This window comes from Caballeronia sp. LjRoot31 (assembly GCF_964253885.1).
GTDB lineage: Bacteria > Pseudomonadota > Gammaproteobacteria > Burkholderiales > Burkholderiaceae > Caballeronia.
Genome location: NZ_CAXURX020000001.1, coordinates 2,097,748 through 2,113,903 on the forward strand (window position 1 = coordinate 2,097,748; position 16,156 = coordinate 2,113,903).

The 16,156-nt window shown below is 63.1% G+C and carries 16 protein-coding genes; all 16 read left to right on the top strand.

The window, feature by feature from the left end:
- Positions 1–55: 55 nt before the first annotated feature.
- Genes ACSQ8V_RS09290 through ACSQ8V_RS09365 form a run of 16 tightly spaced genes read left to right on the top strand, consistent with a single transcriptional unit; the run spans position 56 to position 16,125 of the window.
- A complete protein-coding gene (locus ACSQ8V_RS09290) occupies positions 56–784 on the top strand; it encodes a beta-ketoacyl synthase chain length factor (RefSeq protein WP_436205527.1) in 729 nt (242 codons plus the stop codon).
- Positions 768–1,577 (top strand): lysophospholipid acyltransferase family protein, encoded by an 810-nt coding sequence (locus tag ACSQ8V_RS09295; protein ID WP_436205528.1) that lies wholly within the window; start codon positions 768–770, stop codon positions 1,575–1,577. The genes ACSQ8V_RS09290 and ACSQ8V_RS09295 overlap by 17 nt, the downstream gene beginning before the upstream one ends.
- Complete coding sequence (locus tag ACSQ8V_RS09300; protein ID WP_436205529.1) at positions 1,552–1,857, top strand: phosphopantetheine-binding protein; 306 nt, start codon at positions 1,552–1,554, stop codon at positions 1,855–1,857. Before ACSQ8V_RS09295 ends, ACSQ8V_RS09300 begins: the two co-directional genes overlap by 26 nt.
- The gene (locus tag ACSQ8V_RS09305) at positions 1,854–2,105 is read left to right on the top strand and encodes an acyl carrier protein (protein WP_031359256.1); all 252 of its coding nucleotides are present in this window, start codon (positions 1,854–1,856) and stop codon (positions 2,103–2,105) included. The genes ACSQ8V_RS09300 and ACSQ8V_RS09305 overlap by 4 nt, the downstream gene beginning before the upstream one ends.
- Entirely contained in the window at positions 2,105–2,779 is a 675-nt protein-coding gene (locus tag ACSQ8V_RS09310) for a hypothetical protein (protein WP_436205530.1), read from the top strand. Before ACSQ8V_RS09305 ends, ACSQ8V_RS09310 begins: the two co-directional genes overlap by 1 nt.
- Positions 2,776–4,464 carry an AMP-binding protein gene (locus ACSQ8V_RS09315; protein WP_436206627.1) on the top strand — a complete coding sequence of 563 codons (1,689 nt, stop codon included), beginning with the start codon at positions 2,776–2,778 and terminating at the stop codon, positions 4,462–4,464. The genes ACSQ8V_RS09310 and ACSQ8V_RS09315 overlap by 4 nt, the downstream gene beginning before the upstream one ends.
- Entirely contained in the window at positions 4,461–6,200 is a 1,740-nt protein-coding gene (locus tag ACSQ8V_RS09320) for a glycosyltransferase family 2 protein (protein WP_436205531.1), read from the top strand. The genes ACSQ8V_RS09315 and ACSQ8V_RS09320 overlap by 4 nt, the downstream gene beginning before the upstream one ends.
- Positions 6,187–7,776: an HAL/PAL/TAL family ammonia-lyase gene (locus ACSQ8V_RS09325; RefSeq protein WP_436205532.1), complete on the top strand. Its 1,590-nt coding sequence runs from the start codon at positions 6,187–6,189 to the stop codon at positions 7,774–7,776. The genes ACSQ8V_RS09320 and ACSQ8V_RS09325 overlap by 14 nt, the downstream gene beginning before the upstream one ends.
- Positions 7,769–8,206 carry an acyl-CoA thioesterase gene (locus tag ACSQ8V_RS09330; protein ID WP_436205533.1) on the top strand — a complete coding sequence of 146 codons (438 nt, stop codon included), beginning with the start codon at positions 7,769–7,771 and terminating at the stop codon, positions 8,204–8,206. Before ACSQ8V_RS09325 ends, ACSQ8V_RS09330 begins: the two co-directional genes overlap by 8 nt.
- Positions 8,194–8,841 carry a LolA family protein gene (locus ACSQ8V_RS09335; protein WP_436205534.1) on the top strand — a complete coding sequence of 216 codons (648 nt, stop codon included), beginning with the start codon at positions 8,194–8,196 and terminating at the stop codon, positions 8,839–8,841. The genes ACSQ8V_RS09330 and ACSQ8V_RS09335 overlap by 13 nt, the downstream gene beginning before the upstream one ends.
- Entirely contained in the window at positions 8,841–11,249 is a 2,409-nt protein-coding gene (locus tag ACSQ8V_RS09340; protein WP_436206628.1) for an MMPL family transporter, read from the top strand. The genes ACSQ8V_RS09335 and ACSQ8V_RS09340 overlap by 1 nt, the downstream gene beginning before the upstream one ends.
- Complete coding sequence (locus tag ACSQ8V_RS09345; protein WP_436205535.1) at positions 11,246–12,430, top strand: beta-ketoacyl-[acyl-carrier-protein] synthase family protein; 1,185 nt, start codon at positions 11,246–11,248, stop codon at positions 12,428–12,430. Before ACSQ8V_RS09340 ends, ACSQ8V_RS09345 begins: the two co-directional genes overlap by 4 nt.
- A gap of 8 nt (positions 12,431–12,438) precedes the next feature.
- Complete coding sequence (locus ACSQ8V_RS09350; RefSeq protein ID WP_436205536.1) at positions 12,439–12,936, top strand: hotdog family protein; 498 nt, start codon at positions 12,439–12,441, stop codon at positions 12,934–12,936.
- Positions 12,933–13,658, top strand: a complete 726-nt coding sequence (locus ACSQ8V_RS09355; protein ID WP_436205537.1) for a 3-ketoacyl-ACP reductase FabG2 — start codon at positions 12,933–12,935, stop codon at positions 13,656–13,658. The genes ACSQ8V_RS09350 and ACSQ8V_RS09355 overlap by 4 nt, the downstream gene beginning before the upstream one ends.
- Entirely contained in the window at positions 13,658–14,884 is a 1,227-nt protein-coding gene (locus ACSQ8V_RS09360; RefSeq protein ID WP_213763878.1) for a beta-ketoacyl-ACP synthase, read from the top strand. The genes ACSQ8V_RS09355 and ACSQ8V_RS09360 overlap by 1 nt, the downstream gene beginning before the upstream one ends.
- On the top strand, positions 14,881–16,125 hold the full coding sequence (locus ACSQ8V_RS09365) for a beta-ketoacyl synthase N-terminal-like domain-containing protein (protein ID WP_436205538.1): 1,245 nt from the start codon (positions 14,881–14,883) through the stop codon (positions 16,123–16,125). Before ACSQ8V_RS09360 ends, ACSQ8V_RS09365 begins: the two co-directional genes overlap by 4 nt.
- The last annotated feature ends 31 nt before the right edge of the window (positions 16,126–16,156 follow it).

Sequence of the window (16,156 nt, forward strand, 5' to 3'; positions counted from 1 at the left end):
CCCGCACAGGCGGATCCTGGTGAAGTGCTGGTGTCTTTCAAACCGTAAACATCGTATGCACGATCTGCGCTGGACCATGCCCGTTGCCCGATGGTCAGCCACCGCTGCCGCGGCGACCGCCGATATCAGCTTCATCGAGCCGATCGTCCGCCGTCGTCTGAGCAGCCTGTCCCGAAGCGCCCTCAAGGTCGCCCATGACTGTGTGGCTGAGCGGAACCGCGTGCGCGTGGTGTTCGCATCGCGGCATGGTGAACTGCGGCGCACGACAGACATCCTGCGCGCCATCAGCGCGGGCGAGCCGGTTTCGCCGACCGCTTTCAGCCTGTCCGTCCTCAACGCGATGACCGGCATTTTCGGCATCGCCCGCGGCGATCGTTCGGCCGCCAGCGCGATTTCCGCCGGGCCGCAAACGCTGGGGTTTGCATTGCTCGAAGCGCACGCGCAATTCGAAGCGGACCCGTCGTCCCCCGTGCTGCTGGTCTATGCCGACGAGCCGGCCGATGCCGCCTACGGCACGATTGAAGACGAGGTGCAAGGCGGTGCGCTCGCGATCCTGCTCGACACCCGCGCGGCAGGACAGCTTGCATGCACAATATCGGCTACGGGTGGCCTTTCCGGAACTCCGGAACCGGCATTGGGACCTTCATTGAGACCTTTCGCCGTGCCCGACACTTTCCTTACGCAGAGCGAAGCGATCCAACGCTGCCTCGACACACAGGCGCCCGCTACATGGAAAAACGCCGGTACGACCTGGCATTGGAGCTGGCATGAAGGCGCGGCTTAACTACGGCTGGCGGCTGGTCGCCACGGGCATGAGCTTCGTCGTGTTCGGCGTCTGCGGACTGCTGTTCTCGATGCTGGTGTTTCCGCTCGCGTGGTTGTGGCCGCATCGCGCATCGCGTCAGCGGATGGTGACGACCATCATTCACTGGTTCTTCCGGGCGCTGGTGGCCGTTTTGCAGTGGATCGGCGTGATGGAACTGGAAGTCTCGGGAGCCGCCGCCTTGCGCGACGCCGGCCCCGTGGTTGTCGTGGCCAATCATCCGACCTACCTCGACGTGGTGGTGCTGCTCGCGCTTACGCCTTCCGCCTGTTGCGTGGTCAAGAACGCGCACTGGGGTAATCCCTGCTTCTGGGGCATCGTCCGGGCGGCCGAATACGTGAGCAACGTCGACCCGGTCGAACTGGTTGAAGCCAGTGCCCGCCAGATCGCTGCGGGCTATACCATGATCATTTTTCCGGAAGGCACGCGTAGTCCCGCGCCGAACCGGTTGCACGCATTCTCGCGCGGTTTTGCGCACATCGCCCTCAAGGCAGGCACGCCGATCCTGCCCGTGCTGATGGTCTGCGACCCGCCGGCCTTCACCAAGCAGATGCGCTGGTATCACGTGCCGTCGCGGGCATTCCGCATCCGCGTGAGCGTGCTCGAGCCCGTCATGGCAGAGCGGCCCATGGCGCATGATGCATCGCATGAGTCTTTTTCTCCGGCCCTTGCCGCGCGCACTTTGACCAGCGCTATTGAGGCGCACATTAACCAGCGGCTGTTCGACTATGGATTCTTTGAAACTGGAAATTAAGCAGCTTCTGATCGATGCACTCGATCTGGAAGACCTGACGCCTGCGGACATCGATGACGATGCGCCGCTGTTCGAAACCGATGGCATCGGGCTCGATTCGATCGACGCGCTCGAGATCGGCATCGTGCTGCGCAAACACTATCAATTGACTATTGCGGCGAACGACGAACGCACGCGAGAGCACTTCCGTTCGATCAGCACGCTCGCCGCGCTGGTCGCCAGCCAGCAGGGCGGGCTGAGCGCTACGAACGACATCGGAGAAAAGGGGAGCACATCGTGACCGAGACAGAGATCCTTGAGCGCATCCGCGCCATCTTCAAAGAGAACTTCGCGATCGAGCCCGATCGCGTGACGCCACAAGCGCATCTGTACGAGGACCTCGACCTGGATAGCATCGACGCCGTTGATCTCGCTATCAAGCTGCAGGAAATGACCGGACGACGCATCAAGCCGGAAGAGTTCAAGTCGGTACGCACGGTCGGCGATGTGATCGGTGCGGTGGAGTCGTTGCTGGCGGAACAGGGGTGATGCAAGCGGAGCATTCACGTGCCGGCGGGCAGGGTGCCGCAGCGCCTGAGGCTTGCGGCCCGGGTTTGCACGCGAGGCCCCTTGGCTGGCCGCGCGCGGTTCTGCAGGTTGCGCTGAAGGTCGCCTACCCGTTGATGATCTTGTGTGCGTGGCGCTGGGATTCACCGCGATACATCGGCGCCGCGCTATTTGCTTTGCTTTGGCTGCAGCGCTGGGCCGGGACCGGCACGTTCGCGACATCGCTGCGCCAGCTTACCGCGACCGACTGGTGCGTAGCGGGCCTTTTAAGCTGCGTATCGGCGGGGATCGTATTGTCCGGCAGCGAATTGCTGCTGCATCTGTATCCCTCGTTTGTGAACCTTGGACTGCTGGTAGCGTTCGGTGCGACGCTTGTGCGCGGGCCATCGATGGTCGAAAAATTCGCGCGCATGGGCAAGCCGGCGCTTGGCGCGCATGCCGTGCGATACACGCGCCGGGTCACGCAAATGTGGTGCGTGTTCTTCACGCTGAACGGTGCGTTTTCCGCCTATACCGCGTTGTTCTGGACGCGTGCTGCCTGGTCGCTCTACAACGGCGTGATCGCGTATGGCCTGATAGGGGTGCTGCTGGTTGGAGAGATCGTATGGCGCTACGTGGCCGTGCTGCCGCGCGCCGCGCGCTCGGAGGCGGCATGATCGCGTTGCACGAGCTGTTGTGGGCCGGGCGTGATGCCGACACGCCGGTTTCCCGCGACGGCGCCGACGTACTCGATTTCTCTGCGTTCCTTGCGCGAGTGCGGGCCATCGCCACGCGTTTAAGCGAGCAGCCGGCGCGGCGCTATGCACTGTGCATTGACGATCCGTTCGACTTCGCCTGCGCGCTGTTTGCGTTATTCGCCTGCGGCAAGGAACCGGTCATTCCGGCACATGCAGCGCCCGGTTATCTGGCCGATCTATCGAGTGCCTACGATGCCGTACTAACCGATGCGGACATGCCCGCGCTGGTGTCTAGTTCGGAGTACATCGGATCTTTTGCATCGATCGACCCACATGCGCCGCTCACGCTGTACACCTCCGGCAGCAGTGGCACACCGAAGCCGATCCGCAAGACGCTCGCACAATTCAACGCCGAAGTTCATACGCTCGAGGCGCAGTGGGGCGTGCTTGTTGGCGACGCAACCGTGCTCGGCAGCGTCGCGCATCATCATATCTACGGGCTACTGTTTCGCGTGTTCTGGCCGCTCGCGGCCGGGCGTGCATTCGACCGCGCGCTCAGCATCGAACCGCAACATTTGCAGGCGCGGATCGCACAGTGCGGGCCGGAATCCGCGGTCGTGGTCTCCACGCCGGCGCAACTATCGCGCTGGCCTGAACTCGATGGTTTCGCCAGTTTGAGTCCTGCGCCCCGCGTGTTCTTTTCATCGGGCGGTCCGCTTGCGGCAGACGCGGCGAGCAAATATGCCGCGGCGTTCGGCGCGGCGCCCGTCGAGATCTACGGCAGCACGGAAACGGGTGGTATCGCCTGGCGGCGGCAGGATCAGACGGACGCGTGGCAAGCGTTGAATGGTATCGAGGTTCATCGCGGTGACGACGGTGCGCTCAACCTGCGTTCACCGCATCTGGGCCATGACGATTGGTACCGTACCGACGACACCATCGCGTTTGATACGGACGGGCGCTTTCGTCTGCAAGGCCGTCTCGATCGCGTGATCAAGCTGGACGGCAAGCGCGTGTCGCTACCCGAACTCGAAGCGCGCCTCGGACTGCATCCGTATGTGGCGCAGGGGGCGGTTGTGTCGCTTGAAGGGATGTCGCGCGAGCGTGTCGGTGCGGTGGTGGTGCTCACTGAAGCTGGTAGTGAAGCGCTGCTGGAACGAGGACGCGTGGCGCTCGCCAAGATCCTGCGCCGCCACCTTGCGGCGTATTTCGATATCGTCGTGCTGCCGCGTTTCTGGCGTTTCCGTTTCACACTTCCGTTTGACGCGCGTGGGAAGTTGTCGGCGGCCGCCGTTGCGGCTGCGTTCGATGCACGCGCGGACGGCGTGGAAGTGCTCTCCGAAGTGCGTAGCGAGACCGCGTTGCACTACGAACTTCGCGTGCCCCCGACTCTGGTTCATTTTGCAGGCCACTTCCCCGGCTTGCCGATCCTGCCGGGTGTTGTACAGATAGACTGGGCGATACGATTGGCCGCCGAGCAAGTGCCGGACGTACGCATGCTGGCATCGATCGAGCAGTTGAAGTTCAAGGCCCCGGTGCCACCCGGCGCGCTGCTCGATCTCACGTTGACGCATGACGCGTCGCGCTGGCGGGTGCAATTTGCGTATCGGCTTGGGCACAGAGAGTGCACGTCCGGTGTGATTGTTTATCGGGGGATCGCATGAGCTTTGGGTCGCCCATACTGCCGTGCATCATTATCCCGATCTACAACCACAAGGACGCGATCAGCGCGACCGTCGCGAACCTCAGCGTGCATGGGTTGCCACTTTTTATCGTCGATGACGGCAGTGACCAGGCTACCCAGGATGTACTTGGCGTGCTTCGCCAACAGTTCGCGGACACGCTCACGCTGATCCGGTTGCCACTCAACGGCGGCAAGGGCGCAGCGGTGATGGCGGGCCTGCTGGCGGCGCGCAAGGCTGGCTTCACGCATGGCTTGCAGATCGACGCGGACGGACAGCATGACAGCGCCGATGTGCCGCGCTTCATCGAGGCTGCACGCGCAGAGCCTCACGCTGTGGTTCTCGGTCGTCCCGTCTACGACGCATCCGTGCCAAAGTCGCGTCTCTACGGCCGTTATCTGACGCATGTGTGGGTGTGGATCGAAACGCTTTCGTTCACGATCCGCGATTCGATGTGCGGCTTTCGCGTGTATCCACTCGACGTGGTTTGCGCGTTGATTGATGACGTCAAGTTGCCGACGCGAATGGATTTCGACATCGAGATACTGGTGCGGCTGTACTGGCGCCGGACCGTGTTCCGTTCGATCCCGACGCGCGTCACCTATGCGAGCGACGGCGTTTCGCACTTCGACGTGCTGTGGGACAACGTGCGCATCAGCCGGACCCACACACGGCTCGTTGTGGGCATGCTGGGGCGGCTGCCAATGCTGCTTGCACACAAGCTGATGCCGCGCGCTTCTGAAACTTCATCGAATGAAAACGAGCAGCACTGGTGGCATATCGCGGAACGCGGCAGCCATCTCGGCATGTCCTTGCTTGCGCTTAGCTGCCGTCTCTTCGGCACGCGCTTCACCGCATTGTGGCTGCATCCGATCGTCGCGTATTTTCTGCTGACCGGGAGCCGTGCACGCGCTGCATCGCACACTTATTTCATGCATCTCCAGCAGGCAGCGCCGCAGGATGGAACGCCTCGGCCAGGATGGTGGTCCGCGTATAAACACATGCTGGCGTTCGCGCGCTCCGGCTTCGATAAACTCGCTGCATGGTCGGGTCGCGTCAGCATGGACGACGTGAAGTTCGACGACCCGGCCGCGTTCGAAGCGTTGAACGCCAGCGGCCGCGGCGCACTTGTGATCGGTGCGCATCTCGGCAACCTCGAGATGACCCGGGCGCTTGCCACGCGCGGGGCGCATGCGAAGATCACCGCGGTTGTCTATACGGAGCACGCGCGTCGTTTCAACAGCGTGCTGGCATCGGCGAATAGCGCGTTCGCGCAACGTCTTGTCGAGGTCAGCGACTTCGGCCCCGAGACGGCGATGATGATGCAGGATCGGGTGGAGGCAGGCGAGTTGCTGGTGATCGTCGGCGACCGCGTGCCCGCGCATGATTCCGGCCGCACGACCGAGGCGCAGTTTCTTGGTTCGACGGCGCCTTTCGCACAAGGTCCTTACGTGCTGGCCCACGCGCTCGGTTGCCCCGTGTACCTGTTTTTCTGCCTGAAGGAAGAGCAGGGCTACAGGCTCTACTTCGAGCCGTTCGCGCAGCGCATCGAGTTGCCGCGCCGGGAACGTGCGCAGCATCTCGCGGACTGGGCGCAGCGTTATGCGTTGCGTCTCGAACACTATTGCCGCAAGGCGCCTTATCAATGGTTCAATTTTTTCGATTTCTGGGCGCGTCCCAAGGGTAACGGACATGGAGACGCGAATGGCCGAACATGATCTTGGCGGCGAGCCAGCTTGTATAGCCGAGGAAGCCATCGTGATCGGCGGCAGGCGGCTGACGATCGAAGAGGTTGTATCGATTGCCCATCGGCGAACGCCTGTCGCTTTGAGTGCCGATCCGGCGTGGCGCGCACGCATCGAACGCGGCGCTGAATTCCTGCGCCGCCATCTTTTGCAGGGCGCAACCGTCTATGGGGTCAACACCGGTTACGGCGACTCGTGCGTGGTCGATGTACCCATGGAACTGGTCGAAGTCCTGCCCCTGCAATTGCTGCGTTATCACGGCTGCGGCATGGGCCAGCATCTCGACGACGCGCAGACGCTCGCCGTCATCGCCGCACGGCTCAATTCGCTGGCATACGGGTTCTCGGGAGTACGGCACGTGCTGCTTGAACGGCTTGCTGACCTGATCAATCATCGCGTGCTGCCGCGGATTCCATCGGAGGGATCGGTGGGGGCGAGCGGTGACCTGACGCCGCTGTCCTACGTGGCGGCCGCGCTGGTTGGCGAGCGCGACGTGCGGTTCCGCGACGAGTTGTGCGATGCCCGAAGCGTCTGGGCGAAGCTTGGTCACACGCCGCTCACGCTCGCGCCGAAAGAAGGGCTCGCGCTGATGAACGGCACAGCGGTCATGACGGGCCTCGCGTGCCTCGCATTCGCCCGTGCCGGTCATCTGACCCGGCTCGCCGCCCGCCTGACCGCGTTATCCACCGTCGCGCTCGACGGCCGCGCCGCGCACTTCGACCCCATGCTCTTCGAAGTCAAACCACACGCGGGGCAGGCCGAAGCCGCGGCATGGATTCGCGAGGATCTCGCCGGCCGTGAGGACACGCCGGGGCATCGCTTGCAGGATCGCTATTCCATCCGCTGTGCGCCGCACGTGATCGGCGTTGCGCGCGATGCGCTGTCGTGGGTGCGTCGCGATGTCGAGAACGAACTGAACAGCGCCAACGACAATCCGCTGATCGATCCCGATAGTGAACGCGTACTGCACGGCGGCAACTTCTACGGCGGCCATATTGCCTTCGCGATGGACGCGCTGAAAGTGGCCGTCGCGAATCTTGCCGATTTGATGGATCGCCAACTAGCGCTTCTCGTCGACGATAAATTCAACAACGGCCTGCCGCGCAGTTTGTCGGGCGCGGCGCCCGAGCGGGCATCGATCAATCACGGCTTCAAGGCGGTGCAGATATCGTCGTCGGCATGGACCGCGGAAGCGCTCAAACTGACCATGCCGGCCAGCGTATTCTCGCGCTCGACCGAAGCGCATAACCAGGACAAGGTGAGCATGGGCACGATCGCCGCACGTGATTGCCTGCGGATCCTGGAGCTGACCGAGCAAGTCGCCGCGGCCCATACGCTCGCTACTGTGCAGGCGGCGCGCTTGCGTCTGCGCATCAACAATATGACACCCATCCCCCCGCCGTTGCGTAAATTTATGGATAGCGTGACAGCCGGATCGCCATTCGTCGATGAAGACCGCGCGCTTGAAAGCGACCTGCGCGCATTGACCGCGCGGATCGCGGCGTGCGATGTGGTCGAGGGCTATGGTGGAGAGGATCAGCATGAGTGAATCTACCGCCCCCAAAGTCCTGACCGCCAGCGCGCCCGTTGAAGTACCGTTCCACGACGTCGACGCCATGAACGTCTGCTGGCATGGCCACTACTTGAAGTACTTCGAGATCGGCCGGGCGGCACTGCTGCGGGTGTTCGACTACGACTATCGCGAGATGCAGGAATCGGGTTATCTGTGGCCCATCGTCGAAGTGCATCTCAAGTACGTGCGTCCGGCTACCTACGGGCAGAAGATCGAGGTACGCACGCAATTGCTGGAATATGAAAACCGCCTGAAGATTGGTTACGAGATTGTCGATGCCGCTTCAGGCGAGCGGCTGACCAAGGGTTATACGATCCAGGTTGCCATTCACGCCGCGACGCAGGAACTGCAGTTCGTGTCGCCGCCCGTGGTGATCGAGAAACTGGAGCGCGCATGGGCACGTTGAATTGGCTTAGCGCTGTTGCGTCTTTGTTTATCTCGTTGTCCATACCGGTCTTCGCGGCGCAGCCTGCATCGGCGAGCAATACGGGTCTTGTTTCGCAGATAGCGGGGCATCTCGCTCAGGCAAAGGGCGTTCGCGCGCAGTTCACGCAAACTCAAACGCTGTCCGCGATGAAACAGCCGCTCGTCAGCACGGGCTCGCTGATTTTTTTCCGCGAACGCGGCGTGATCTGGCAGATCGATACACCGTACAAAGCGACCTACGTCATCACCGATACTGGCGTGAGCGAAGTGAACGCCAGCGGCCAGCGGACGAACTCGAATAGTGGCAGCGGCGTGCGCGGCGTGGCACAGGTTTCCCGGATGATGCGCGCGATGCTGGGCGGCGATCTCTCGGCGCTCTACGCACAATTCGACGTGCACGCGGACGGCACACCGGCGCAATGGCGCATGCAACTGACGCCGAATCAACCGCAACTCGCCCAGTCGATCAAGGGCCTTGAGATGAGCGGCGGGGATTATTTGCAGGCGCTGCGCATCACGCTTGCGAATGGCGACGTTACGCGCATCGACTTTGCGAACAGCGCGGCGGTAAGTGAACTGCCGCCAGCCGATCGCACGCTGTTCGGAGCGCCATGATGCAGGTGCCGCAGTCACAGGTCGCAAAATCGGCGTGGGGCGTGCGCGTCGGTTGGCTGCTGCTCGCGCTCGTCGCAACGCTTTATTGTGTGTGGCGATTTGCCGGGCCGTCGCCGCTGCAAACGAACCTGCTCGCGTTATTGCCCGCGACGGAAGCGGATCCGGTCGCTGAAAAGGCGGTCGATACCCTGGCGACCGCGCTGGGTGATCGTACGGTTTTCCTTGTGACCAGCAACGATGCAGCGCACGCGAAAGCCGCAGCGAAACAGCTTGGGGCGACGTTGTCGGCAAGTAAAGCGTTCGGCTCGGTGACAGCAGAGCTGCCCCCATTCGACCTATCGAATATTGCAGGGCTGTACATGCCGTATCGATTCGGCTTGCTTGCACCTGCCGATCGCACCGCGCTTGCAGACGGCACGGTCTCCTTGCACGACACACTTGTACGACGCCTATATAGCCCGCTGCGCAGCGGCCTCGCGACCCAACTCGCCGATGATCCGTTCGGCTGGCTCGAACACTGGCTTGCGGGCTTGCCGCTTGCGACCTCGAACCTGGAGGTTGAAGACGGTTTGCTCGTGGCGCATCGCGGCAATGCGACCAGTGTTCTTGTGATGGCGACGTTGCCGGGTTCGGCGTACGAATCGAAAGTCCAGCATGCGGTCCACGAAGCTGTGGCTGGCGGCGAAAGCGCTCTTAAACAAGGTTTTCCCGATGTCACGTTAGCCCGCACCGGCGCCGTTTTCTACGCGGAGGCTGCGCGCGCTGCTTCAGAGCGCGAGGTGCATTTAATCGGTATTGCATCGCTCTGCGGGATTGCGTTGCTGATGTTGTGGGTGTTCCGTTCGCCGCGGCTGATCCTGCTTGGCTTCGTCTCGACGGCGCTCGGCATTGTCTGCGCGCTCGCCGCCACCATGCTGATATTCGGCAAGCTGCATCTGCTGACGCTCGTGTTCGGCGCGAGTTTGATCGGCGAGGCGGTCGACTATTCGATCCAGTATTTTGTGGTGTATCTCGGTGCGGGGGGTGACTGGGATGCGCAGCGCGGCGCGCGCACCGTGCGGCCGGCGTTGACAGTCGCATTGACGACAAGCCTACTGGGTTACGCCATCCTCACGTGGGTACCGTTTCCTGCGCTCAAGCAAATTGCATGTTTTGCGATTGTGGGGATATGTACCGCGTTTGCGTCGGTATTGTGGCTGTTGCCGGCGTTGCTGGTCCGTGCACCCAAGCGTAGTCCGCAGCGCGTATTCGATGGAGCGGCACGTCTGCTTGGCGCATGGCGTGCAGTGATCGGCGGACGGCGAGCATGGGGCGTAGCGGCTCTGCTGCTCATCGTCGCCGTGCCGGGCTGGCTACGGCTCACGAGCGACGACGACATCCATCTGCTGATCCAGCGCGATCCTGTGCTCATGGCGCAGGAGCAGAAGGTCCGCGACGCGGTCGGCTTCGACAACAGCACACAGTTCTTCGTCGTGCGCGGCGAGACGCCCGAAATCGTGCTGGAGCGCGCTGAAGCACTGAGCGCGAAGCTCGACGGTTTGACAGGCGCGGCCAGGCTGAGTAGCTGGCAATCAGTAACGTCATTCGTTCCGTCGGCGAAGCGGCAGGGCGAGGACCGTACCCTGCTCAGTCAACGCGTATTCAACGATCCGTCCGCGTTGCGCGCGACACTTGTTCAAGCCGGTTTCCGCGATGAAGTCGCCGACGCGTGGCTCGCAGCCTACGCGAAGTCGGACCATGCGGTACTGAGTGTCGATAGCTGGCTTGCAGCGCCGTGGTCGCAACCGTTCCGTCACTTGTGGCTCGGCAGAGTCGACCCGGCATCGACGTCGGGCGGATACGCTTCTGTCGTAATTCCGCAAGGCGTTACGCCGGCGAACCTGCCCGCGCTGATTGCCACGGCGCACATGCTGGCAGGCGTCACCTTCGTCGATAAAGCCGCGAGCGTATCGACGCTGTTCGGCGCTTATCGTGTCGATAGCGGCATTTGGCTTGCTGGCGCGCTCCTGCTCGTGCTCTTGTTGATGATGGCGCGCTACCGGCCGCTCGGCGGCATTGTCGTCACGCTGCCGGTCTTGCTGGCGGTGGGCGTAACGCTCGCCGTATTCGGCTACGCCGGCGTGCCGCTGAATCTCTTCAACTGGCTGGCATTGATGCTCGTACTCGGCGTGGGCGCGAACTACGCCGTGTTCCTGCGCGAAGGCGCCGCGCGTGCCGACGCCGATCTTGGCGCCGTGTGGACGGGCGTGCTGCTCTCGGCCGCAACAACGCTGCTTTCCTTCGGCCTGCTCGCCATGAGCGCGATGCCTGCGCTGAAGAGTTTTGGCGCGACACTGGCGCTGGGCATCGCGGTATCGGTGCTGCTTGCGCCTATCGGCATGCCATCGGAACGAAGGAGGGCCGCATGAACGGGCCACGGGTTTATCTACACGCGCTTGGCTTGATCAATGCACTAGGAGACGGCATCGACTCGATCGTGCCGGCGCTCGCGGCCGGCGTGTCGCCCGGCATGGGAACGATCCATACCGGCATCGGCGATGCATTCGCCGGCAGCGTTATCGTGCCGCTCGATCTCGCGCCCCCGGAATCACTCGCGCGTTATGACTGCCGCAATAACCGGCTGCTGCTCGCGGCGCTTGCCCAGATCGCGCCGGCGGTAGAAGCCGCTCGCGAGCGTTACGGCGCGCATCGGATTGGCGTGGTGCTTGGCACGAGTACATCAGGTATTGAAGCGGCCGAGGCTGCGTTTGTGTATCAGGCACAAGCAGGCAAGTTGCCCGTGGGCTTCGACTACCGGCAAGTGGAAATCGGTACGGTGGCGCCGTTCGCCGCCGCAGCGCTCGACCTTCATGGCCCGGCATTCACGATCTCGACCGCATGCACATCGAGCGCCAAGGCGTTCGTCTCCGCGCGCAGGTTACTCCAGTTGCACCTGTGCGATGCGGTTGTAGTCGGCGGTGTAGATTCGTTATGCGAATTAACTGTGCAGGGCTTCGCGTCGCTCGAATCGACGAGTGCGGTCCGCTCCAATCCGATGAGCCGCAATCGCAACGGGATCAACGTGGGCGAGGGCGCGGCCGTGTTCCTGATGAGCCGCGACGAAGGCCCGGTCGTGCTCGCGGGCGTGGGTGAATCAAGCGATGCGCACCACATTTCCGCACCCGATCCACACGGCGCGGGCGGTGAAATTGCGCTGCGCGCAGCACTGGCGGACGCCGGTCTTGCTCCGGCTGACATTGCTTATGTGAACCTCCACGCAACGGCGACGCGCAAGAACGACGACATGGAAGCGCACCTGATGGCGCGGGTGTTTAAGGATGGCGTCGCGGTCAGCGGCACCAAGCCGCTGACCGGGCATCAACTCGGCGCAGCGGGCGCGACTGAGCTGGGGTTCGCGTGGCTTACACTCGCACGCGACAACGTCGCTTTACCGCGTCATCTGTGGGACGGGGAGGCCGACCCGGCGTTGCCGCCACTCGATCTGATCGAAAGCGAGCGTTATCTGCCGCGCATGGCGGGCACGCAATACGTGATGAGCAACTCGTTTGCATTTGGCGGCAGCAATGTCAGTCTGATTCTCGGCCGATGACGACCCAGATGAATGACAGCGGCTTCGGCCCCATTGAAACGATCTTGCCGCACCGGGGCACGATGCTGCTGCTCGACGGCGTCAGCGCCTGCACCGACGAAACCCTGACCGCTTACGCAAGCGTTCGCGCGGATGCCTGGTACGCCGATGCCGACGGCGCGATGCCGGCATGGATCGGCATCGAACTGATGGCGCAGGCAATCGCCGCGCACGTTGCTTTACTCGCGATGCGCGCGGGCGGTCGGGCACGTCCCGGCGTACTGCTCGGCTCGCGCCGGTACGAGGCGCATGTACCGCTATTCGCGCGCGATGCCCGATTGCGCATCGAAGCGAAAGAACTGCTGCGCGGCGACGAAGGCCACGGCGCGTACGAATGCTCGATCCATCACGATCAGGAACACGACCACGAACAGAATCGCGGCAGCGTGTGCTGCGCCGAGGCCGTCATCAAGGTGTATCAACCGGCTGATTTTCAGTCATTCATCGAAGGGAGTTTCGGATCATGAGCCGGCGTGTTCTTGTAACGGGCGCAAGTCGCGGCATCGGCCGTGCGATAGCGTATCAACTCGCGGCAGACGGCTTCACGGTCTCCGTGCATTGCCGCAGCGGCCGCGCCGAAGCCGAAGCGGTCGCGACCGGCATTGCCGCGCAGGGCGGCACGGCGCGCGTTCTGCAATTCGATGTACGAAACCGCGCCGCATGCCGCGAAGTGCTCGAAGCCGACGTGGCCGCCTACGGCGCGTATTACGGCATCGTCTGTTGCGCGGGCGTGACGCGTGACGCGGCGTTCCCGGCGCTCACCGAAGAGGACTGGGACATCGTGATCGAAACCGGTCTCGACTCTTTCTATAACGTCGTGCATCCGTTGACCATGCCGCTTGTGCGCGCGAAGCAGGGCGGCCGCATCGTGACAATCGCCTCTGTCTCGGGCGTGATGGGCAACCGCGGCCAGGTGAACTACAGCGCGGCGAAGGCCGGACTTATCGGCGCCACGAAGGCGCTCGCCGTCGAACTGGCGACCCGCAACATCACCGTCAATTGCGTGGCCCCCGGATTGATCGACACCGGCATGCTTGAGGGTGTACCGCTCGAACAGGCATTGAAGACGGTGCCGATGAACCGCGTCGGGCAACCGGCCGAAGTGGCGTCCGTGGTCAGCTTCCTGATGTCGGATGCGGCCTCGTATATCACGCGGCAGGTGATCGGCGTCAATGGCGGGATGATCTGATGAAGCGCGTCGTCATTACCGGCATGGGTGGCGTCACGGCATTCGGCAATGCCTGGGACGAGATCGAGGCAAACTTGCGAAGCGGCCGCAACGCCGTGCGCCGGATGCCCGAGTGGGACTACTTCGAGCTGCTGCATACGCGGCTCGCGTGCCCCTTGCCCGCCTTCACCGCACCGGCTCATTACCCGCGCAAGAAAACCCGTTCGATGGGCCCCGTGTCCCTGTATTCGGTGCGCGCGAGCGAACTGGCGCTGGCCGATGCGGGTCTCGCCGACGACCTCACGATCAAGGACGGCCGCATGGGCGTGGCCTACGGATCGTCGTCCGGATCGGTCCAGCCGATTCGCGCATTCGGCAAGATGGTCGAAACCGGTTCGATGAGCGACGTGACCTCGAATAGCTACGTGCAGATGATGCCGCATACCACGGCCGTCAACGTCAGCCTGTTCTGGGACCTGAAGGGCCGCATTGTGCCGACATCGTGCGCGTGTGCATCGGGCAGCCAGGCGATTGGCTACGCCTACGAGATGATTGCAGCCGGCAAGCAGACGCTGATGCTCGCGGGCGGCGCTGAGGAGTTATCGGGGCCGGCCGTCGCCGTGTTCGACACGCTCTATGCCACCAGCACGCGCAACGACGAGCCGCACCTGACGCCGCGCCCCTTCGATGTCGCCCGTGATGGCCTCGTGGTCGGTGAAGGCGCGGCGACCCTGGTGCTCGAAGAGTATGAACACGCGCTTGCACGCGGGGCGCGCATTCATGCGGAGATCGTAGGCTTTGGTTGCAACTCGGACGGCGCGCATATGACGCAGCCATCGGCCGGGACCATGGCCTTCGCCATGCAGCTCGCGCTACGCGACGCGCAGCTTCCGGCTGAAGCCATTGCCTACGTCAACGCGCATGGGACGTCGACGGATCGCGGCGATGTAGCCGAAAGCCACGCGAGCGCGCAGACCTTCGGCGAGCGTTTGCCGATCAGTTCGCTGAAGAGTTATGTCGGCCATACGCTGGGCGCGTGCGGCGCGCTGGAGGCGTGGTGGACCATCGAGATGATGAAGCGCAACTGGTATGCGCCGACGCTGAACCTGACACAGGTCGATCCAGCTTGCGCGGCGCTCGACTACATTGTGGATAGCGGCCGCACGATCGATGCCGAATATGTCATGAGCAACAACTTCGCGTTCGGCGGCATCAATACGTCGCTGATTTTCAGGCGCGTGCCATGAGCGTTGTGCCTGCCCCCCGTGGCCTGTCACGCGTGGTCGTGACGGGCATGGGCGTTGTGTCGTGCCTGGGTAATACGCTCGATGAAGTCTCCGCCGCCTTGCGCGCGGGCCGAAGCGGCATTACGCGAGTCGATGCGTGGCGTGAACGTGGTCTGGCAAGTCAGGTGGCGGGCGTGGCATCGATCGCGGACGAACCCCCGTTCGATCGCAAGCTCGAGCGTTTCATGGGCGATACGGCGCGTTTTGCATGTCATTCAGCGCGCAAGGCAATACACGATGCCAACCTCGATCTCTCCCTGTTGCGTTCGCCGCGTGCCGGCGCGGTGATCGGCTCGGGCACCGGCACGATCTCAGCCTATGACGCAGCCATGACGATTGCCCACGCGCGCGGTATCGAGAAAGTGCCGCCGTATGCGGTCCCGCAAGTGATGGGCAGCACCACATCGGCGAACGTGGCTCAGGTGTTCGGGTTGGAGGGCATGACCTATTCGCCGTCGTCGGCCTGCACCACATCTGCCCTGGCGATCGGCCAGGCGATGCAACTGATCCAGACCGGCCGCCAGCAGATCGTACTCGCGGGCGGCAGCGAAGGTTTGCACGACAACATGACCCTGTTGTTCGATGCAATGGGCGCATTGTCGAGGCGTTTTAACGACGCGCCCGAACGTGCCTCGCGTCCCTATGACAGCACGCGCGATGGTTTCGTGATTGCGTCGGGCGGTGGCGTGCTGGTGCTCGAGTCGCTGGACCACGCGTTGTCGCGGGGCGCACGCATTTACGCCGAACTGACAGGCTTCGGGCATTGCACGGACGGCGCGGGCATGGTGAGTCCGCATGCATCGGGCATCGCGCGCGCCATGCGTGGCGCACTCGACGAAGCAGGCACCCGTCCGTCGTATATCAACACGCACGCGCCCTCCACGCCGCTTGGCGACGTTGAAGAACTGAATGCGTTGGGTGATGTATTTGGCGATGACATCCCGCTGTTTTCATCGACGAAGGGATTGTCCGGCCATCCGCTTGGAGCCTGTGGCGTGCACGAAGCGATCTACACCTTGCTGATGATGCGCGATGGTTTTGTCGCGGGGACGGGGCCGATCGAAACGCCCGATCCATGCGTGAGTGGCATGCCGCTCGTGCGCACATCGCGGCCGATGAAGATAGACACTGCGATGTCGATTTCATTCGGGTTCGGCGGCAGTTGCGCCAGCTTGGTCTTCGATGCGTGGAAGGGTGCTTGAAAAGCGGTGGCCTTGCGAGTGCGGGATGGTG

Bases quoted from the DNA above. Each gene is read 5' to 3' on its own strand.
- ACSQ8V_RS09290 (WP_436205527.1), top strand. From the start codon at position 56: ATGCACGATCTGCGCTGGACCATGCCCGTTGCCCGATGGTCAGCCACC.
- ACSQ8V_RS09295 (WP_436205528.1), top strand. From the start codon at position 768: ATGAAGGCGCGGCTTAACTACGGCTGGCGGCTGGTCGCCACGGGCATG.
- ACSQ8V_RS09300 (WP_436205529.1), top strand. From the start codon at position 1,552: ATGGATTCTTTGAAACTGGAAATTAAGCAGCTTCTGATCGATGCACTC.
- ACSQ8V_RS09310 (WP_436205530.1), top strand. From the start codon at position 2,105: ATGCAAGCGGAGCATTCACGTGCCGGCGGGCAGGGTGCCGCAGCGCCT.
- ACSQ8V_RS09315 (WP_436206627.1), top strand. From the start codon at position 2,776: ATGATCGCGTTGCACGAGCTGTTGTGGGCCGGGCGTGATGCCGACACG.
- ACSQ8V_RS09320 (WP_436205531.1), top strand. From the start codon at position 4,461: ATGAGCTTTGGGTCGCCCATACTGCCGTGCATCATTATCCCGATCTAC.
- ACSQ8V_RS09325 (WP_436205532.1), top strand. From the start codon at position 6,187: ATGGCCGAACATGATCTTGGCGGCGAGCCAGCTTGTATAGCCGAGGAA.
- ACSQ8V_RS09330 (WP_436205533.1), top strand. From the start codon at position 7,769: ATGAGTGAATCTACCGCCCCCAAAGTCCTGACCGCCAGCGCGCCCGTT.
- ACSQ8V_RS09335 (WP_436205534.1), top strand. From the start codon at position 8,194: ATGGGCACGTTGAATTGGCTTAGCGCTGTTGCGTCTTTGTTTATCTCG.
- ACSQ8V_RS09340 (WP_436206628.1), top strand. From the start codon at position 8,841: ATGCAGGTGCCGCAGTCACAGGTCGCAAAATCGGCGTGGGGCGTGCGC.
- ACSQ8V_RS09345 (WP_436205535.1), top strand. From the start codon at position 11,246: ATGAACGGGCCACGGGTTTATCTACACGCGCTTGGCTTGATCAATGCA.
- ACSQ8V_RS09350 (WP_436205536.1), top strand. From the start codon at position 12,439: ATGAATGACAGCGGCTTCGGCCCCATTGAAACGATCTTGCCGCACCGG.
- ACSQ8V_RS09355 (WP_436205537.1), top strand. From the start codon at position 12,933: ATGAGCCGGCGTGTTCTTGTAACGGGCGCAAGTCGCGGCATCGGCCGT.
- ACSQ8V_RS09360 (WP_213763878.1), top strand. From the start codon at position 13,658: ATGAAGCGCGTCGTCATTACCGGCATGGGTGGCGTCACGGCATTCGGC.
- ACSQ8V_RS09365 (WP_436205538.1), top strand. From the start codon at position 14,881: ATGAGCGTTGTGCCTGCCCCCCGTGGCCTGTCACGCGTGGTCGTGACG.